The sequence below is a fragment of the Dactylosporangium sp. CA-152071 genome, from assembly GCF_050936335.1.
Classification (GTDB): Bacteria; Actinomycetota; Actinomycetes; order Mycobacteriales; family Micromonosporaceae; genus Dactylosporangium; species Dactylosporangium maewongense.
On sequence record NZ_JBNJMZ010000001.1, the window covers coordinates 3,960,023 to 3,978,547 of the forward strand.

Annotated in this window: 14 protein-coding genes and 1 tRNA gene; 4 read left to right on the forward strand and 11 right to left on the reverse strand. The window is 72.2% G+C overall.

Going from position 1 to position 18,525, the window contains the following annotated elements; all coding sequences use genetic code 11:
* Window positions 1-81 precede the first annotated feature (81 nt).
* The 9 genes from ACQEVZ_RS17610 to ACQEVZ_RS17650 all read right to left on the reverse strand — a co-directional run bounded on the left by ACQEVZ_RS17610 (window position 82) and on the right by ACQEVZ_RS17650 (window position 12,006).
* A complete protein-coding gene (locus ACQEVZ_RS17610; protein WP_433367683.1) occupies window positions 82-1,338 on the reverse strand; it encodes a hypothetical protein in 1,257 nt (418 codons plus the stop codon).
* A gap of 133 nt (window positions 1,339-1,471) precedes the next feature.
* A complete protein-coding gene (locus ACQEVZ_RS17615) occupies window positions 1,472-2,845 on the reverse strand; it encodes a PQQ-binding-like beta-propeller repeat protein (RefSeq protein ID WP_433367686.1) in 1,374 nt (457 codons plus the stop codon).
* A 31-nt stretch (window positions 2,846-2,876) separates the two neighbouring features.
* The gene (locus ACQEVZ_RS17620; protein ID WP_433367689.1) at window positions 2,877-4,289 is read right to left on the reverse strand and encodes a PQQ-binding-like beta-propeller repeat protein; all 1,413 of its coding nucleotides are present in this window, start codon (window positions 4,287-4,289) and stop codon (window positions 2,877-2,879) included.
* 185 nt (window positions 4,290-4,474) lie between these two features.
* Window positions 4,475-6,427, reverse strand: coding sequence for a 1-deoxy-D-xylulose-5-phosphate synthase (gene dxs, locus ACQEVZ_RS17625; RefSeq protein WP_433367692.1), 1,953 nt, complete (start codon window positions 6,425-6,427; stop codon window positions 4,475-4,477).
* A 105-nt stretch (window positions 6,428-6,532) separates the two neighbouring features.
* Window positions 6,533-7,783 (reverse strand): ABC transporter substrate-binding protein, encoded by a 1,251-nt coding sequence (locus ACQEVZ_RS17630; protein ID WP_433367695.1) that lies wholly within the window; start codon window positions 7,781-7,783, stop codon window positions 6,533-6,535.
* A 31-nt stretch (window positions 7,784-7,814) separates the two neighbouring features.
* The gene (locus tag ACQEVZ_RS17635) at window positions 7,815-9,473 is read right to left on the reverse strand and encodes a hypothetical protein (protein ID WP_433367697.1); all 1,659 of its coding nucleotides are present in this window, start codon (window positions 9,471-9,473) and stop codon (window positions 7,815-7,817) included.
* Window positions 9,474-9,953: 480 nt separating this feature from the next.
* Window positions 9,954-10,223, reverse strand: coding sequence for a hypothetical protein (locus ACQEVZ_RS17640; RefSeq protein ID WP_354888463.1), 270 nt, complete (start codon window positions 10,221-10,223; stop codon window positions 9,954-9,956).
* A gap of 227 nt (window positions 10,224-10,450) precedes the next feature.
* Window positions 10,451-11,176, reverse strand: a complete 726-nt coding sequence (aroD, locus tag ACQEVZ_RS17645) for a type I 3-dehydroquinate dehydratase (RefSeq protein WP_433367701.1) — start codon at window positions 11,174-11,176, stop codon at window positions 10,451-10,453.
* A gap of 47 nt (window positions 11,177-11,223) precedes the next feature.
* Window positions 11,224-12,006: an RNA ligase family protein gene (locus ACQEVZ_RS17650; protein ID WP_433367704.1), complete on the reverse strand. Its 783-nt coding sequence runs from the start codon at window positions 12,004-12,006 to the stop codon at window positions 11,224-11,226.
* An 88-nt stretch (window positions 12,007-12,094) separates the two neighbouring features.
* Here ACQEVZ_RS17650 and ACQEVZ_RS17655 point away from each other — a divergent pair.
* Window positions 12,095-12,162 (forward strand) — tRNA-Ser (locus ACQEVZ_RS17655).
* A gap of 112 nt (window positions 12,163-12,274) precedes the next feature.
* Window positions 12,275-13,816 carry a TROVE domain-containing protein gene (locus tag ACQEVZ_RS17660; RefSeq protein ID WP_433367707.1) on the forward strand — a complete coding sequence of 514 codons (1,542 nt, stop codon included), beginning with the start codon at window positions 12,275-12,277 and terminating at the stop codon, window positions 13,814-13,816.
* Between the two features lie 7 nt (window positions 13,817-13,823).
* On the opposite strand, the gene ACQEVZ_RS17665 is transcribed toward ACQEVZ_RS17660, so the two are convergent.
* The gene (locus ACQEVZ_RS17665) at window positions 13,824-14,987 is read right to left on the reverse strand and encodes a class I SAM-dependent RNA methyltransferase (RefSeq protein ID WP_433367710.1); all 1,164 of its coding nucleotides are present in this window, start codon (window positions 14,985-14,987) and stop codon (window positions 13,824-13,826) included.
* An 8-nt stretch (window positions 14,988-14,995) separates the two neighbouring features.
* Window positions 14,996-17,005: an APC family permease gene (locus ACQEVZ_RS17670; protein ID WP_433367713.1), complete on the reverse strand. Its 2,010-nt coding sequence runs from the start codon at window positions 17,003-17,005 to the stop codon at window positions 14,996-14,998.
* Window positions 17,006-17,102: 97 nt separating this feature from the next.
* On the opposite strand from ACQEVZ_RS17670, the gene ACQEVZ_RS17675 reads away from it, so the two are divergent.
* Window positions 17,103-17,768 (forward strand): potassium channel family protein, encoded by a 666-nt coding sequence (locus ACQEVZ_RS17675; RefSeq protein WP_360558354.1) that lies wholly within the window; start codon window positions 17,103-17,105, stop codon window positions 17,766-17,768.
* The gene (locus ACQEVZ_RS17680) at window positions 17,765-18,475 is read left to right on the forward strand and encodes a potassium channel family protein (RefSeq protein ID WP_344503251.1); all 711 of its coding nucleotides are present in this window, start codon (window positions 17,765-17,767) and stop codon (window positions 18,473-18,475) included. The genes ACQEVZ_RS17675 and ACQEVZ_RS17680 overlap by 4 nt, the downstream gene beginning before the upstream one ends.
* Window positions 18,476-18,525 lie beyond the last annotated feature (50 nt).

An 18,525-nucleotide genomic window follows, 5' to 3' on the forward strand; every position in this document is an offset into this window, starting at 1 on the left:
CGCGAGCGCGCCGGTCAGCCGCGACGGCAGCTGCGAGCGAGCCGCGAGGAGCGCAGCCGGACAAAGCGACGGCCCGCGGGTCTACGGCAGGCGGAGCAGGACGACCTCGTCGCTTTCGGTGGCGCAGGCGACGAGGGCCGCGTCGATCTCGCACGAGACGAGGGCGCCGGGGACCGAGACCGACGGGGCCGGCGCCGGGCCGCGGTCGGACCAGGCGAGCAGCGTGTCGCGGTCGGTCTGCAGGCCGATCAGGACGCGGGGGCCGGCGGCGGCGAGGAAGCGCCAGCCGGGCGGGACGGTGATGCCGGTGTCGGCGGCCATGGCCGGGGCGCCGCCGGGTGCGACGGCCGGCAGCGCCCTCGGCACGATCCACAGCAGCGCGCCGTCGGACGGGTCGACGGCCGCGGTGCGTTCGCCGCTGACGCACAGCGCCGCGTCGCACGGCAGGATCGTGAGCGGGCTGCCGATGCCGGTCGGCACCTGGGCCTTCCAGCGTTCGACGAGGCCGCGACTGTACGCCGTGATCCGGGTGCTGCCGGTCGGCACGTCCGACCGGGCGACGAGCAGCAGGTCGCCGACGACGGCGACAAGGTCGTCGGCGTGCCCCGCGATGCCCTGGACCGGGGCGGTGCGCGCGCCGGTGACGAGGTCGACGGTGCTGAGCCCGCCGACGCCGTCCAGCAGCGCCGCCCACGTGGCACCGGTCGAGGCGGCGTCGACGGCCACGCGGGTGCCGGGGTCGACGGCGGTGTCCCACTGGACGAGTCCCGCGGTGTCGATGAGCTGCCAGCGCAGCACTCCCGCGGTGGGCGTGTTGTCGGCGAGGGCACGGCAGCCGTCGGACCAGAGGCTGCGCATGACGACGGTGCCGGTGCCGCCGGGCGGGGTGCGCACGGGCACGCCGACGGCCCGCCACTGCTCCCGCCCGGTCGCTCTGGTCACCGCGACGGTGGTGCCGGTGACGCCGGAGCGGCACAGGTCCGGCGAGAGGACCGCCAGTTCGCCGCGGATGTCCACGTACGACAGCTGGGCCAGCCCCTCGGGGGTGAACATCCACCGCAGCGTGCCGTCGGTGGCGTCGTAGGCCTCCACCGGCGTCGGGGTGCGGTCACTGTCGAGCACGAAGAGCGCCCCGCCGGCGACGTGGTAGTCGCCGTTGCGCAGTGGCTGGCGGGTCACCTCGTGCGGGCGCCCCGGCGCCGGCGCGGCGGACACCAGGGAGAGCAGCATCGCCAGGACGGCGGCCAGCCCCCAGCCGCGGGGCAGCCCGGCGGTGTCGTCGTCGACGTGGTCCCAACCGCCGTCGATGACGCCCAGATCGATGGTGACCGTGCTCACCGGCACGGCTCCATTGTGCGCCGATCATCACCGGCCCGGCAGCCGCCACACGGACAACGGTGGACCGCACCGCCACTCGGACCGGCCGCCGGACGAGGGGCGGTCCGGAGACCGCGTACGGGTAAGTGGGCGGTCAGTGCCGGGACGGGAGGCGCCACACGGACAGGCCGCCGACCACGATGCAGGCGAGGGCCTCGCCGTCGACGGAGCACTCCGGGTTGCCGAACCAGTTCTCGGCGCGGGCGAAGACGGCGACCACACCGGTCGCCGGGTCGAGCTCGCCGAGCATGGCGGTGCGCATGTCCACGAGCCGCCACAGCAGCGGCCGCCGGCCGGTGGTGAGCACGTGCCAGCCGGCCAGCTGCTTGAAGACGGTGCCGGTACGGCTGTCGACGAGCGCGACGGGCCCCGGATCCGACGGGTCGAAGCGCGAGCCGGTGATCAGGCGCCGACCGGCCATGCCGAGCACGTGGGTCTGCTCGTCGAGGTGCCAGCGGTGCTGGCCGGTGGTGCTGTCATAGGCGTCCATGCCGCCGCTGTCGCCGGCGCAGAAGAGGTCGGCCGCGCAGCGGAAGAGGCCACTGCCCTGCGCGCCGGGCCAGTGGAACAGCAGTCGGCCGGTCGGCAGCTCGTACACCTGCGAACCCGGCGAACCGTCGGGGTAGACGACGACCCGGTCGGCGGCGCGGCCCGTCTCGTCGTGCCATCCGGCGTCGAACATGGCCGAGACGCCCGACCAGGCGAGTTGATGGGTCGCGCGCACCTGGCCGGTCCGGCTGTCCCACCGCGTCAGCCGCCCGTCCCGGCCGAGCACGTCGAGCCGGTCGAGCCGCGACTGGTACATGTTGGAATAGCTGACGTTCACGTCGGACCCCTGCGGGACCGTGACTGCCCAGACCTGCGCCCCGGTCCGCGCGGACAGGCCCAGGAACCGCCGCTCCGGCTGCGCGAAGGCGCGGTTGACGTCCGATTCGGAGTCCGGCCACACGACCTCGACGCGCCGCTCGTCGGGCACGTCCTCGACGACGAACACGTCGCCGGTCGTGCCGGTGAACGTGACGTGCGAGCGCTTCCACAGCTCCTGGCCGGTGGCCGCGTCGAGCACGACGAGGGCGCTGGAGTCGCCGGCGCCGGTCCGGTCCTCGCTCATCAGCAGGACCACGTCGTCGCCCGCGGTCACCAGCTGCTGCTGCGCCTCGGCCGAGCGGTGCCACAGCAGCTCGCCGTCGATGAGGTCGTGTGCCTCGATCATCGGTCCGGGGTCGGTTCCCTGGTACCGGGCGAAGAACAGCCTCCCGCCGGCGGTCTGCGCCCGGAGGACCTGCTGTTCGATCGTGTAGAGCAGACCCGCCCCGGACCGTGGGCCGGCCGAGACGAGCAGGCCGAGGGTCACGGCGAGGACCGTGGCGACGGCGACCCACCGCCCCTGCAGCCGGCGCCGGGGCTCGGGCGGCTCCGGCGGCTGCCACGGGACGCTGAGGTCGAGCTCGATCACGGTCTCCGCCACGGCCCCAGGGTGCCATGACCCCCCTGTCGCGTCACCCGTCAGTGTCCGGGCGGGGCGGCAGGCGCCAGACGGTCAGCTCACCCACCATGACGCACGCGAGGGTGTCGCCGTCCGCGCTGCAACTGGGTGGCCCGTACCAGTCCCCGGACCGGCCGAAGACGGTGATGCGCCCGGTCGCCGGGTCGAGCTGGCCGAGCACCGCGGTGCGCTGGTCGAGCGGGCGCCACAGCAGGAGCCGCTGCGGGCTCACCTCGCGGATCAGCCGCCAGCCGGCGAGGTCCGTGACGATCTTCCCGGTCCGCGCGTCGACGACGGCCAGCGGGGGCGCATCGCCCGTCGCCTGCTCCAACGTGCTGACCAGGAGCCGGCCGCCCGCCCCGCCGATCACCTCCCGGTACGGGCCGAGCCGCCACCTGGGCGCGCCGGTGGTGCCGTCGTACGTGACGATGCCGCGCTCGTCGGCCGCGCAGAACAGGTCGGCCGCGCACGGGTACAGACCCTCGTCGAGGGACGCGTCGGTGCGGAACAGTGCCCGCCCGTCGGTGAGGTCGAACACGATCGCGCCACGCTCCCCGTCCGGGTAGACCAGGGCACGGTGCGGGACCGCGTCGGGGGCGAACTGCCAGCCGGCCCCGGTGCCGAACATGGCCGGCACGCCCGACCAGGCCAGCCGCACGGTCGACAGCACGGCCCCGGTGCGGATGTCCCGATGGGTCACCAGCCCCGACTGGTCGACCTGGTAGACGCCGGTGACGCGGCCGGTGGGGTACCGGCCTTCCCAGGTGTAGCTGAGCGCGGCACGGGGCGGCGCCTCGTGCTCCCAGACCGTGGCCCCGGTGCGCTCGTCGAGCACGAGCACGTGCCGCGGCGCCCCGTCCCAGGCTCGGTTGACCCTCGGGTCGGGCTGCTCCTCCGGCGTGGACACGACGATCCTGCGCTGTTCGGGCTGCTGCTCAACGATGACGAGGTGGTCGCGGGTACCGATGAACGACGCATTCTGCCGGGACCACAGCTGCCGGCCGGTGGCCGAGTCGACCACCGTCAGCGTGGTGCTGAACCCGTCGTCCTCGTCGGAGTACCGCATCAGGATCAGCGCGCCGTCGCTGGCGCTCGCCGGCTGCTGCTGCGGAGTGGTCGGGAAGTCCCACAGGCGCGCACCGTCCGAGCGGCGGTGCCCCTCGATCCGCGGGTCGGAGACCGACTGCTGAAACCGGTCGATGAACAGCATGTCACCGAAGACGGTGACGCCGCGCACCTGGTCCCCGATCCGGTAGAGCGGGGTGAGCCGCGTCCCCGGACCGGCCGCGCCGAGCGAGCCGAGCGCGGCGGCGAGCACCGCACAGACCGCCACCAACCGGGTCCTCAGCCGACGCCGTGGCGGCGCGGGAACCTCCGGCGGCTCCCACGGGCTGCTGAGGTCGAGCTCGATCACGGTCTCAGCCATGTGAGTCAGAGTCCCATGCCGCCGCCCCGGTTGCGTGCCCGTGGGCTGTGCCTCCGCCCCCACCGCTGCGCGGACCACGTGACCGGCGTTCCCGTCGCCCTGCGCTTCGCGAGGTGCGGGCTCAGGTCGTACACAGGCGGAACGGCGGATCCGAAGAAGGATCCGCCGTTCCGGTGGCGCTGGGGTCAGGTGCGGGCGCGGGCGGGGACCGTGGGCTGCTCGGTCTCGTCGAGGCGGCTGACCCACTCGGTGACCTGGCGGGACACGTCCTGCGCGGTCAGGCCCAGCTCCGAGAGGATCTCGGCGCGCGTGCCGTGCGGGTGCCAGGCCTGCGGGACGCCGAGGTCGCGCAGCGGGACCCACACGTCGGCGTCGCGCAGCGACTTGGCGATCGCGTCGCCGACGCCGCCGGTGCGGACGCCGTCCTCGATCGTGACGACCAGGCGGTGCTCGCGGGCCAGGGCGACGAGCTCGACCGGCACCGGCCGGACCCACCGCGGGTCGACGACGGTGACGCCATAGCCCTGCTCGGCGAGGCGGGCGGCCGCGTCGACCGCCAGGTGCGCGAACGCGCCGACGCTGACCAGCAGCACGTCCTTGCGCTCGTGCTCGCTGAGCACGTCGACGCCGCCGAAGCCGTCGACCCCGCCGACGCGCCGCACCGCGGGCAGGTCCGCGGGGACCGCGCCGGTCGGGAAGCGCACGATCGTCGGGCCGTCTTCGATGCTGACGGCCTCGCGCAGCTCCTCGCGGACGGTCTGCGCGTCGCGGGGCGCGGCCAGCCGCAGGCCGGGGACCACGCCGAAGACCGCCATGTCCCAGATGCCGTAGTGCGACGGGCCGTCGGGGCCGGTGATGCCGGCCCGGTCGAGCACGAACGTCACGGGCAGCTTGTGCATCGCCACGTCGAGCAGCACCTGGTCGAACGCGCGGTTGAGGAACGTCGCGTAGACCGCGACCACCGGGTGCAGGCCGCCGATCGCGAGCCCGGCCGCCGACGTCGCCGCGTGCTGCTCGGCGATGCCCACGTCGTACGCCCGCTCGGGGTACTTCTTCATCAGCTTCGCGATGCCGGTCGGCTCCGCCATGGCGGCGGTGATCCCGACGATGTCGGCGCGCTCGTCGGCGATCGCGACGAGCTCGTCGGCGAACACGCCGGTCCACTTCACCGCGGCCGGGGCGAGCAGCTTGCCGGTCTCGATGTCGAAGGCGCTGCCGGGGCCGTGCAGGCAGTCGGCCTCGTCCTCCTCGGCGGGCCGGTAGCCGAAGCCCTTGCGGGTCACGGCGTGCACGATCACCGGGCCGCCGAACGACTTCGCCTTGCGCAGCGCCGACTCGACCGCCACCTGGTCGTGGCCGTCGACGGGTCCGACGTACTTGATGCCGAGGTCCTCGAACATCGCCTGCGGCGCGACCGCGTCCTTGATGCCCTTCTTGACCGCGTGGAGCACCTCGTACAGCGGCGGGCCGACCAGCGGCGTCCGGCCGAGGGAGTCCTTGACCAGGTCGAGGACCTTCTCGTAGCTCGGGTTGAGCCGCAGGTTGGACAGGTGGTCGGCGAGGCCGCCGATCGTCGGGGAGTAGGAGCGCCCGTTGTCGTTGACGACGATGACGAGCGGGTTCTTCGCGCCGGCGATGTTGTTCAGCGCCTCCCAGCACATACCGCCGGTGAGCGCGCCGTCACCGACGACCGCGACGACGTGCCGCGGCTCGCCGCGCAGCGCGAACGCCTTCGCCAGGCCGTCCGCATAGGACAGCGCGGTCGAGGCGTGCGAGTTCTCGATGATGTCGTGCTCGCTCTCGGCCTGGCTCGGGTAGCCGGTGAGCCCCCCGCGCTGGCGGAGCAGGTCGAAGCCGTCCTGGCGGCCGCTCACGATCTTGTGGACGTAGGCCTGGTGGCCGGTGTCGAAGAGGATGCGGTCCTTCGGCGAGTCGAAGACGCGGTGCAGGGCGAGGGTCAGCTCCACCACACCGAGGTTGGGGCCCAGGTGGCCGCCGGTGCGGGAGACCTTGGCGACGAGGAAGTCGCGGATCTCCGCCGCGAGCACCTCCAGCTGCTCCGTCGAGAGGTCACGGAGGTCACCCGGGCTGCGGATGGAGCTCAGCAGGGTGGCGGCCTCGGTCTCTTCAGTGCTCATGGGGCTCAACTCTAACGGGGGCGCGCATCGGCGCACGTCGGCCGGACGAATCTTGACAGCTTCCACACATGCTCGTTACCTGGTCACCGGCTGTCGCACACGGCTTCAACCACTTGCCGCCGCGGCGAACCTCACGGTGTCCCTGTCCTGCACGAACAGCGTCAGGGCCGCGTCGATCGCCGCGCTGCGCTTCGTCCCGGCGACGACACCGTGCGTGAGCGACCCCACCACCCGGGTGGAGCTGTCGGTCCACTCGGCGATCGCCTGCGCGAGATAGCCGGTGTGCTTCGCCTTGTCGGCGTCGAGCCGCGCCGGCACGGACCCCTTCTGCGGGTTGAACGCGTCCTGCCCGCTGACCGAGCCGCACTCGATCAGCCACCGCTCGGCGGCCCGCCGGTGCGGCGCCCCGCGCGGCAGCGTGAACGAGTCGGACAGGAAGTCGTACACCTTCTCCGAGCCGGGGCTCGCCACCACCGAGTAGCCCTGCTGGAACGCGAGGCCCTTGGTCCGCAGGTACGCGTCGGCCCAGTCCCCCATCACGTTGTAGGCGGCGGTGCCGGCGACGACCTTGTCCAGCGCCGGCTGCCAGTCCCCGGCGGCGGTCGCGACGTCGGACTGGTCGAGGACCCGCACGAACAGCGTCAACGCCTCCTGCACCGGCGCGCTCTTCCAGTCCGTCGCGCCGCTCCAGAGTCCGGTGTACCCGTCGGCGCCGAGCTCGCCGAGCAGCACGCACTCGAGCAGGTGCTTCTGCGTCCAGGTGGGGCCGATCGACAGCGGCAGGACGCCCTTGCCCCGCAGCACGGCCGCCTGGCTCAGGAACTGCGACCAGCTGATCGGCGGCGTCAGGCCGTGCGCCTTCAGCACCGCCGGGTTGTGCCAGAGCAGGTTGGCGCGGTGGATGTTCACCGGCACCGAGTAGATCTTGCCGTCGAACGTCAGCGCCTCGACCAGGCCCTTCGGCAGTCGCTCGCGCCAGCGCTGCTGGTCGTACAGGTAGCGGACGTCCTCGAGGTAGCCGGCCGCGACGTCGTTGTCGAGCTCGAGACCGGCGTGCGCCTGGTAGGAGTCGGGCGGGTCGTCGTTCTCCAGCCGGGTCGCGAGCACGGTCCGGGCGACCGTGCCCGCCCCGCCCGCGACGGCGGCGTTGTCGAACTCGACCCCGGGGTTGACCCGGCGGAAGTCGGCGACGAGCGCCTCCAGCCCTTCCTTCTCGCCGGGCCCCGCCCACCACGAGAACACCTCGACCTTGCCCGACCCGTCCTCGCCGATCTCGTCCCCGCTGACCGCGCAGCCGGGCAGCCCGAGGACGGTCAGCCCGCCGGCGACGAGCAGCGTTCTCCGGCTAAATCCCACTTTTTCAGTATCTTCGCCGTTTGCGCCCTCGTCAGCGGTTCGGCGGCATCCAGTCCTGGTCCGACCCCTGTCCCGGCCGCTGCTCCTGTACGGGCACCGGCGGCTGCTCCTGGTGCTGGCCCGGATGCTGGCCGTTGTACTGGGCGGCCTCGGGTGCCAGGCCGATCTCGTTCGCCAGCGTCGCCGTGCTCAGCCCCTCGACCCTGGCCCGCATGTCCGCGTACGTCGCCAGCGACATCGGCGCCGTCACCACCGCACCCGCCCGGGCGATCACCTCCGACACGACGGAGGCGAGCACCATCCCGAGCACGATCTTCCCGTCGGCCCCGGTGACCCTCACCGGCTCCAGCGAGAGCGACGACGCCCCGCCGGTCCCACCCTGGACGATGATGCCGACGATGGCCCCGACGAACGCGGCGGCGAACCCGAGCGCGAGCGCCGTCGCAATCCGGCTGATCGAGGCCCCGAGATCCTGGTGGAACAGCTTGAAGCAGCGGGAGATCGCCGACGCGCCCCGCTCGAACGTCACCACCGCCGGCAACAGCGTGAACACCGCGGCGAGGTAGATCGCCGGCAGGAAGCACGCACAGAACCCGACGCAGATGATCAGCACCGCCAGCACCTGCCACCCCAGCAGCGGAAACACCCGCCGCGCCGCGAGCAGCAGCGCCGCACCGAGCCGCGGCCGCAACCCCGCCGCGATCGTCACCGCCACATGGTTGGACGCGATCGACACCACGAACGAGACGAACACCCCGACGAACGACCCGAGCAGGATCAGCCCCAACGCCGCGAACAACTGCCCGGGATCCGACGGGACCGGCGCCCCCGTGACCGGGTCCGTCTGGCTCAGGTCGTCCGACACGTCCAGGCTCACCATCGACAGCGCCACGCTGTACGCCAGCATCACCACCAACCCGATGAGCTGCAGCAACGCGAGCTTGTCCCAGCCCCGCCGCAGGATCGCCATGCTGCGCCGCCACCAGCCCGCGAAGTCGGGACTGACCAGCGGGTCACCCTCACCGATCACCCCCGCGACGGGCACCATCTGATAGATCGCGTACGCCTGCGCCGGGTCGTACACACCCCCGTATCCCTGCGACTGGTCATACCCCCCAGCCGGATACTGCGGCGCCCCATACGCACCAGGCTGCCCCGGGTAACCGAACTGCCCCTGCCCCGGATAAGGCGCCTGCCCTGGATACGGCGCCTGCCCCGGGTAGTACGGCTGCCCCGGATACGGCGGCTGCCCTTGGTAGCCGGGCTGCCCCGGATACGGCGGCTGCCCCTGATACCCGGGCTGCCCGGGATACGGCGGCTGCCCCTGATACCCGGGCTGCCCCGGATACGGCGACTGTCCTAGATGGCCGGGCTGCCCGGGCTGCTGCGGCTGACCCGGATGGCCGGGCTGCCCGTACGCGCCCGCCCCGTGCTCCTGCGCCGCGGGGACGGGCGGCCTGATCCGCGCACCATCTCCGGCGCCGGCCTCGCCGCCGTCCGCCGACGCGGCACCGGCCGAGCCCGTCTCCCCGGCAACCGCACCCGGCACAGAAGGAGCGACACCCCCAGCCTCCGGGCCGGACTCCCCCGGCAGCGGAACGGTGCGCGGCTGCCCGGAATCCACCGGCGGCACCGGCTCGGACGGCTGGGCCGGTCCCGTGGACTCGTCGGGCCCAGGCGGCTGGGTCATGGTTCCTCCGTATCGCGGACTGCGCCATGCGGCACGACACAGAAGATAGGGCCCCGCCGCACACCCCGCCGCCCCACCAGGCGCCAAACCGACTGCCCGACCAGCCGACCGTCCCCGGAGAACCCCACCGCCCAGTCACCGCCCGACCAGCCGACCAACCCCCGCCAAACAAACCCGCCGCCCAACCAGTCACCCCGCCCCGAGCCAATCCACCGCCCGACCAACCCCGACCAGCAAACCCGCAGCCCAATCAGCCACCCACTCGGAGCGAACCCCACCGCCCGACCAACCCCGACCGGCGACCCACTGCCCGACCAGCACCTACCCCAGGCAACAACCCCACCGCCCGATCGACCAACCAACCAACCCGCCGCTCGACCAGCCACCCACCCCGAGCGACAACCGCCGCCTGGCCAACCGTGACCGGCGACTCGCTGGCCTTGTCAGCGGACCAACCGTGACCGGCGAACTCGGGCTCGGTCAGCCGAGCATGCCTGAGTAGACGATCGTCAGCACGAAGCCGACGAGCCATAAGCCGCCGCACCACCACGACAGCTTGACCTCGGTGCTCCTGTCGTCGGTCCGCAGCGCCTTCACCGCGACGAGCGCGGCCACGACCATCACCGTCAGGCTCGCGATCCAGACGGTCCAGGCGGCAGGGCTCCGCTCGACCTTCGGCCCACCGGAGTCGAGCCCCAGGACCAGCCTGATCAGCGGCACGAGGAACAGCACGGTGAACGCGATCGTCACCTGTGCCACCGTCCGACGCACCGGCCGCCACTGATCCCGTCGCGGCCGGCCCTCGCCGCCACCCGCCCCGGCTCCCGCGGCCCCGGGCGGCGAACCCCCGGGCGCCGCAGCACCAGACTCCCCGGCCCCGGCCGCGTCTGACGACCCGGCCGACAGTGGAGACTCCGGCGATGCCGCAGGATCCGGCGAGGAAGGCTGGGACGGGCGCTGAGGGTCGGCCGGCTCGGTCATGCGGCACGCCGGTCGGCGAAGCGGGGCGAGAACAGCTCCAGCAGCCGCACCGTCTCCTCGAAGGGCAGCTGGCCGGGGGCGGGGCGGCCGCCGATGGACGAATAGGTGATCCGCGAGCCGAGGACGGGCAGCATGAGCCGGGAAACGGCGCCCTCGGGGCCCATGCCGATGGCGATCACGCCGCGGTGGTGATGGCGGAGGGTGAAGTCGGTGAGGGTGCGCAGGTCGTCGGGGCCCTGAGCCATGGTGCTGATCTTGACCAGGTCGGCGCCGGCGGCGAAGCCCTCCTCGGCGAGCTCGTCCAGGCGCGCCGCGGCCGGGGTGGCCGTGAAGTCGTGGTGCGACAGCACGACCACCGTGCCGTGGGAGCGGGCGGCGGCGACGACACCGGCGCGGATCTCGGTGGAGGCCAGCTCGACGTCGACGGCGTCGACCTCGGGCATGAGGGTCTCGTAGAGCCGCAGGCGCGAGGGCTCGTCGCCCGCCCAGTAGCCACCCTCGTCCTTCGAGCGGATCGTGGCGAGCGTCGGCATGCCGGCGAACGGCCGGACCTGGCGCAGCACGTGCTCGGGGTCGGTCGAGGCAAACCAGTCGACGCGCAGCTCGGCGACGTCGACGCGCAGGTCACGGGCCTGCGCCGCGTCCCGCCCGGCGTCCTCGTCGCCGAAGCTGACCGCGACCAGCGGCACCTCTTCGGCGAGCCGCTCCCGCAGCGTTGCCATGCAGCACTCCCCCCACCGTCCGCCTCAAGCGAAGCGACAGGGGGAGTCTACGTGCGCGGTACGACAGATCCCCGCCGGCGCAGGGTCCGCTCGTAGTCCTGGAAGCGGGCCTTCGCGATCACCGACCGGTCGGGCGCGCGCAGCACGATCCCCTCGGCCCGGCCCGGCGCACCGTCGAGCCCCACCAGCGTCGCCGGCAGCGAGTCGGTCAGCAGCTCCTGCATCTCCGCGATCGCCGACGGCAGCGAGGAGCCGGCCCTGTGCCACAGCCGCGGCGTGAGCGAGAGCCCCGCGGCGGCAGCGAGCGCGGCCAGCGTGGACTCCGGCACGAACGGCTGCCCGCCGGCCTCTCGCCACGCGGACACAGCGGCGGAGGAAAGCGACAGCGGCGTGGACCAGTCAGGCAGGTCGACCACGTCGAAGAGCCGCCAGCCGAAGAGCGTGGAGTCGCTCGTGTACTGCCTGGCCGCCCCGCCGACCTTGCCGCCGTAGAGCTCCAGGAAGTAGACACGGATCCCGTCCCCGGCCGGCAGACCCGCGGCGACCGGCTTCAGCTGCTCCACGATGCCGAGGGCAGGGTTACCGATGAGGTCGCCCTTCGCGTACAGGAGCTCCTCGCGCGATCCGATGAGGTATGAGCCGTCGGGCAGCAGGACGATCCGGCTGTTGGTCCCGTCGACCTTCTCCGTCGCGATGACGTCGCCGGGAAACACCGTGGCAGGGGAGGTCAGACCCCCGTTGCGGGGATCCAGGGTGTGGTACGTCGGAATCGACGGGTACTTCGTCAGCGAGTTGAGCAGCCGCAGATCGACGGCACGGACATCGAACATCGCCACATCATCGGGCAGGAAAATACGGCGCGGCACGCGATTAACCGCTGCTACGGTTCCCGGCACAAGATGTCCCGCCGTGGTGACCCGGTGCGCAGGCACCGGATACTTCGACTGTTAATCGAGAGGTCGCAGGTTCGAATCCTGCCGCCCCGGCTCATCGGGGTGTAGCTCAGCGGACAGAGCACTTTGTGCCGGCGCCGCCTGGATCTCGGGTCACCACGACGGGACATCTCTGTCTTTTTCCGCAAAGGGACGGTGATTCCTCATGGCCAAGTTCAACTCGCAGCAGACGAAGCGGCGCCCCGACGGGGTCACCTACCAGGGAGGCCCGGGCTACTCGCGCGACCTGCGGTCGGAGCTGTTCCTGCTCGCCGTCGCCAACATGGTCGGCGAGCAGACGTTCTACGAGTCGGCCGGCGACCGCGACCAGCGCTACCGCGAGCTCGTCGGCGCCGCCGCCGTGCGCCACCCGGAGTGGACCGCCCGGTTCCTGCGCTGGCTGCGCGGCGGGGCGAACCTGCGCTCCGCGTCGCTGGTCGGCGCCGCCGAGTACGTCCGCGCCCGTCTCGCCGCCGGCCTGGTCAACGGCACCGGCGAGCACCGGCAGGTCGTCGCCGACGTGCTGCAGCGCGCCGACGAGCCGGGTGAGCTCCTCGCGTACTGGGCGTCGCGCTACGGCCGGTCGGTGCCGAAGCCGGTGAAGCGTGGCGTCGCCGACGCGGCGAAGCGGCTGTACACGGAGCGCAACCTGCTCAAGTACGACACCGCCAGCCACGCGTTCCGTTTCGCCGACGTGCTCGACCTGACCCACCCGGCCCCGGCCGGACCGGCGCAGGGCGACCTGTTCACGTTCGCGCTCGACCGCCGGCACAACCGGCCCGAGCCACGCGTGGCCGAGTCGCTCCCGATGATCGCCGCCAACGCCCGCCTGCGGGCCGACGCGGCCGGGGACCCGTCCGTGCTGCTCGACGCCGGGCGCCTGCGCGCCGCCGGCATGACCTGGGAGGACGCGCTGTCACTGGGCGGCTCCCGGCTGCCGAAGAACCGCCTGTGGGAAGCCCTCATCCCGTCGATGGGGTACATGGCCCTGCTCCGGAACCTGCGGAACTTCGACCAGGTCGGGGTGTCGGACGCGGTCGCGGGGCAGGTCGCGGCGAAGCTGGCGGATCCGGGCGAGGTGGCGCGGTCGCGGCAGCTGCCGATGCGGTTCCTGTCGGCGTACCGGGCGGCGCCGTCGCTGCGGTGGGCGTGGGCGCTGGAGCGGGCGTTGAACCAGAGCCTGGCGAGCATCCCGTTCCTGCCCGGTGACACGCTGATCCTGATCGACACGTCGGGGTCGATGCACTCGGTGTTCTCCAAGGACGGCACGCTCATGCGGTGGGACGCGGCGGTGATCTTCGGGTTGGCGCTGGCGCTGCGGTGCGAGCGGGCGAAGGTCGTGTCGTTCTCGACCCGGACCACGGTGTTCCCGGTCGAACCGGGCGAGTCGCTGCTGCGCGGCATCGACCGGTTCAAGGCGAAGGGGCACTTCCACAACGGCGGTACCAACACGGCCTCGGCGGTGCGGGGGCACTACCGCAAGCAGGACCGGGTGGTGATCCTGACCGACGAGCATGCGTCGTTCGACGGTGACGTGTCGACGTCGCTGCCGGCGGGCACGCCGCTGTTCACGTGGAACCTCGCCGGATACCGCATGGGTCACACCCCGCAGGAGCGCAACCGCTGGACGTTCGGCGGCCTCACCGACGCGGGCTTCGGCATGATCCCCCTGCTGGAGGCCGGCGAGCGCGGGACATGGCCGTTCTGAACAACGACTAGGTCCGGGTGAAGAGCCCGATCGTCTCGAAGTGCTGGGTCATCGGGAAGCTGTCGAAGGCACGGATCTCCGGCAGCTGATACCCGAGGCCCAGCAGCAGACCGGCATCGCGGGCGAACGCGGCCGGGTCGCACGCGACATAGGCGATGGCGCGCGGTGACCTGGCCGCGACGGCCGTGACCACCTCGCGGCCCGCACCCGCCCGGGGCGGGTCCAGCACGACCAGGTCGACGCTGCGCCAGCGCGGGTTGCCGATCGCCGCCGCCACGTCGTCGTTGACGAACCGGACGTTGGCCACCGAGCGCAGCGCCTTGCGGCCCGCGGCGACGGCCCGCCGGTCGCCCTCGACGACGGTGACCGGGCCACAGTGCGGGGCGAGGGTGGCGGCGAAGAGGCCGACCCCGCCGTACAGGTCCCAGGCCCGCTCCCCCTCCGCCGGCCGCAGCATCTCCAGCACGGCGCCGGTGAAGGCGGCGACGGCGTGCGGGTGCACCTGCCAGAAGCCGCCGGCGTCGACGCTCCAGTCGTGCCCGGCGGCGACCTCGCGGACGCGGACGGGCGGTCCGGTGAGCGCGCCGCTGCGGCCGGCCCGGGTCAGCACCGCGGTCTCGCCGCCGGACGCGGCGACGGCCTCGACGGTCGAGCCGGCCGGCCAGCGGCGGGTGGTGACGGGCAGCGCCTGGATCGCCGGGTGCGCGATCCGGCAGCGGTCGACGGGGATGACCTCGCTCGACCGGTGCCGGTGAAACCCGGCCCGCCCCTCGTCGTCGACGGCGTACTGGACCCGGGTGCGCCAGCCGAGCGCGCCACCGGGGAGGGCCTCCACCGGTACCGACGCGGAAACACCGGCGAGTCGCGCCAGCTGCTCACCGAGGACCTGGGACTTCAGGCGACGCTGCGCGGCGGGGTCGGCGTGCTGCCAGTCGCAGCCGCCGCAGGCCCCGGGGCCGGAGAACGGGCACGGCGGGATGACGCGGTCCGGCGACGGCAGCAGGATCTCGACGGCGTCGGCGCGCAGGAAGCCCTTGCGCTCGTCGGTGATCCGCGCGAGGACCCGCTCTCCCGGCAGCGCGTGCCGGACGAAGATCACCCGGCCGTCGTGCCTGGCCACGCAGTGCCCGCCGTGGGCGACCGAGCCGACCTCGAGCTCCAGCAGTGTCATCCAGTCGCTCATTCAGGGGGTGTTTCCTGTGTACGGCGTGGGCCTCGCTGCGGCCCGCGCGTGAACGCGGCGTCGAGCTTGGCGATGTCGACGTCGTCGATGGAGCTCAACTGCCAGGGCACGCTGGTCACCATGACGCCGGGCTCGAAGAGCAGGCGCCCCTTCAGCCGCAGCGCGCTCTGGTTGTGCAGCAGGTGCTCCCACCAGCGCCCGACCACGTACTCGGGGATGAAGACGGTGACCACGTCGCGGGGCGAGTCGCGCCGCTTCGACCGCACGAAGTCCAGGATGGGGCGGGTGATCTCGCGGTACGGGCTGTCGACGACCGTCAGCGGCGCCGGGATGCCGCGGCGCTCCCACTCGGCCTGCAGCGCCCGGGTGTCGTGATCGTCGACGTTGACGGTCAGCGCGGTGAGCGAGTCGGGCCGGGTGGCCTGCGCGTAGGCGACGGCCCGCAGCGTCGGGCGGTGCACCTTGCTGACGAGGACGACCGCGTGGTTGCGCGACGGCAGGACGGGACGGTCCTCCGACGGGGTCAGCTCGCGGGCGACCGTGTCGTAGTGCTTCTTGATGCCGACCATCAGGAAGTAGATGACGATCATCGCGATGATGGCGATGTACGCGCCGAGCAGGAACTTCGTGATGAGCACGACGACGAGCACCGCGCCGGTCATGCTCAGGCCGATCATGTTGATCGTCCGGGACCGGATCATGCGGGACCTGGTGCTCTTGTCACGGACGGTGCGCAGCAGCCGGTTCCAGTGCCGGATCATGCCGGCCTGCGACAGCGTGAACGACACGAACACGCCCACGATGTACAGCTGGATCAGCCGCGTGACCTCGCCCTGGAACCCGATGATGAGCACCATCGCGGCGAGCGCCAGCAGGATGATGCCGTTGGAGAAGGCGAGCCGGTCGCCGCGGGTGTGCAACTGGCGTGGCAGGTAGCGGTCCTGGGCGAGGATCGAGCCGAGCACGGGGAAGCCGTTGAAGGCGGTGTTGGCGGCGAGGAACAGGATCAGCGCGGTGATGACGGCGACGACGTACAGCATGATCGAGCCGGACCCGAAGACCGTCTCGCCGAGCTGGGTGGTGACCGTCTTCTGCACGTAGTCGTGCGGGCCGCCGATGATCTGGCGGGCGGGATCCTCGACGAACTGCAGGCCGGTCTTGCGGGCCAGCAGGATGATGCCGAGCAGCATCGTGATCGAGATGCTGCCGAGCAGCAGCAGCGTGGTCGCCGCGTTCTTGCTCTTCGGCTCCTTGAACGCGGGCACGCCGTTGGAGATCGCCTCGACACCGGTGAGCGCGGCACAGCCGGACGAGAAGGTCCGCAGCAGCAGGAACGCCATCGCCCACTGGTTGAGGTGCACCTGCTCGGCCGCGATCTGCAGCCCGGCGCTCGGCGCCCGCAGTTCGTCACCCAGGATGAAGATCTTGAAGAAGCCCGTGAGGATCATGCCGATCATCACGATCATGAACCCGTAGGTCGGGATCGCGAACGCGCTGCCCGACTCGCGGATGCCGCGCAGGTTGAGCGCGGTCAGCAGGGCGATCGCGATGATCGCGATGGCGACCTTGTGGGTGGCGACCCACGGCAGCACCGACCCGAGGTTCGCCACGCCGGACGCGGTCGACACGGCGACGGTCAGCACGTAGTCGACGAGCAGCGCGCTGGCGACCGCGACGCCGAACCGCGGGCCGAGGTTGACCGACGCCACCTCGTAGTCGCCACCACCGGACGGGTACGCGTGCACGTTCTGCCGGTAGCTCGCCACGACGGTGAGCATCACCACAGCGACGGCCAGACCGATCCACGGCGACGCCAGCAGCGAGGTCGCACCCGCGATCGACAGCGTCAGCAGGATCTCGTCCGGCGCGTACGCGACCGACGACAGCGCGTCGGAGGCGAAGACCGGGAGAGCGATGCGCTTGGGCAGCAGCGTGTGTTTCAGCCGGTCCGAGCGGAACGGTCGGCCCAGGAGCAGCCGCTTCATCAGGGAGGTGGGACTGGCCACGACCGCTAAGCGTACGGGTCGCGCGCCTGCCGGATACACCGGTCCGACCCGCGCATGGCATCCTCAACACGAGAGCCGCACACATCGGAGGCGTTACGTGCACGTGGTGATCATGGGGTGCGGACGCGTGGGCTCGACCCTCGCGATCAGCCTCGAGCAGCGCGGCCACTCGGTCGCGGTGATCGACTCCGACGCCGACGCCTTCCGTCGCCTGGGCGGGGACTTCACCGGCGCGACCGTCACCGGCATCGGCTTCGACCGCGACGTGCTGCTGTCCGCGGGCATCGAGCGCGCCGACGCCTTCGCCGCCGTCTCCTCCGGCGACAACTCCAACATCATCTCCGCCCGGGTCGCCCGCGAGACCTTCGGCGTCGAGCGGGTCGTCGCCCGCATCTACGACCCGAAGCGCGCCGAGGTGTACGAGCGGCTCGGCATCCCGACCGTCGCCACCGTCCGGTGGACGGCGGATCGCATGCTGCGCCACCTGGTCCCCGAGGGCAACGTCGAGATCTGGCGCGACCCGACCAGCACGGTCTCCATCATGGAGATCCCGATGCACCCCGACTGGATCGGCCACTCGGTCGGCGACCTGGAGGCCCGCAGCGGCACCCGGCTCGCGTACCTGATGCGCTTCGGCCTCGCCATGCTCCCGACCTCGTCGACCGTGATCCAGGACGGCGACCTCGCCTTCATGCTCGTGACCGACGAGATGATCGCGTCCGTGACGAAGGTCACCGGCTCCGCACCCGAAGGGGGACACTGATCATGCGGATCGCCATCGCCGGTGCCGGCAACGTCGGCCGCTCCATCGCCACCGAGCTGGTCGACAACGGCCACCAGGTCATGCTCATCGAGCGGGTGCCGCGCATGGTCCGCCCCGAGCGGGTCCCCGCCGCCGAGTGGATCCTCGCCGACGCGTGCGAGCTGTCCTCGCTGCAGGAGGCCGACCTCTCCTCCTGCGACGTGGTCGTCGCCGCCACCGGCGACGACAAGGTCAACCTGGTCGTCTCGCTGCTGGCCAAGACCGAGTTCGCGGTGCCGCGGGTGGTCGCCCGCATCAACCGCGCCGAGAACGAGTGGCTCTTCAACGAGCAGTGGGGCGTCGACGTCTCCGTCAGCAAGCCCCGCCTCATGGCCGCCCTCGTCGAGGAGGCCGTCTCCGTCGGCGACCTGGTCAGGCTGATGACCTTCCGCCAGTCCGAGGCCAACCTGGTGGAGATCACGCTGCCGGAGACCGCGCCGTACGTCGGCCACCCGGTGCGCGAGGTGCCGCTGCCGCACGACTCCGCGCTGGTCGCCATCCTGCGCGGCAAGCGCGTCCTCGTCCCGACCCCCGACGACCCGCTGGAGGCCGGCGACGAGCTGGTGTTCGTCGTCACGTCGGAGATGGAGGACGCGGTCCGCGCCGTCATTCTCGGCGCCGACTCGGTCGAGAACACCCGCAAGAAGCGCGGCCCCCAGTTCTTCTGACCCGCCCCGCGCCTTTTCATGATCCGGAAGACTTTGTGCTGCTATGACGA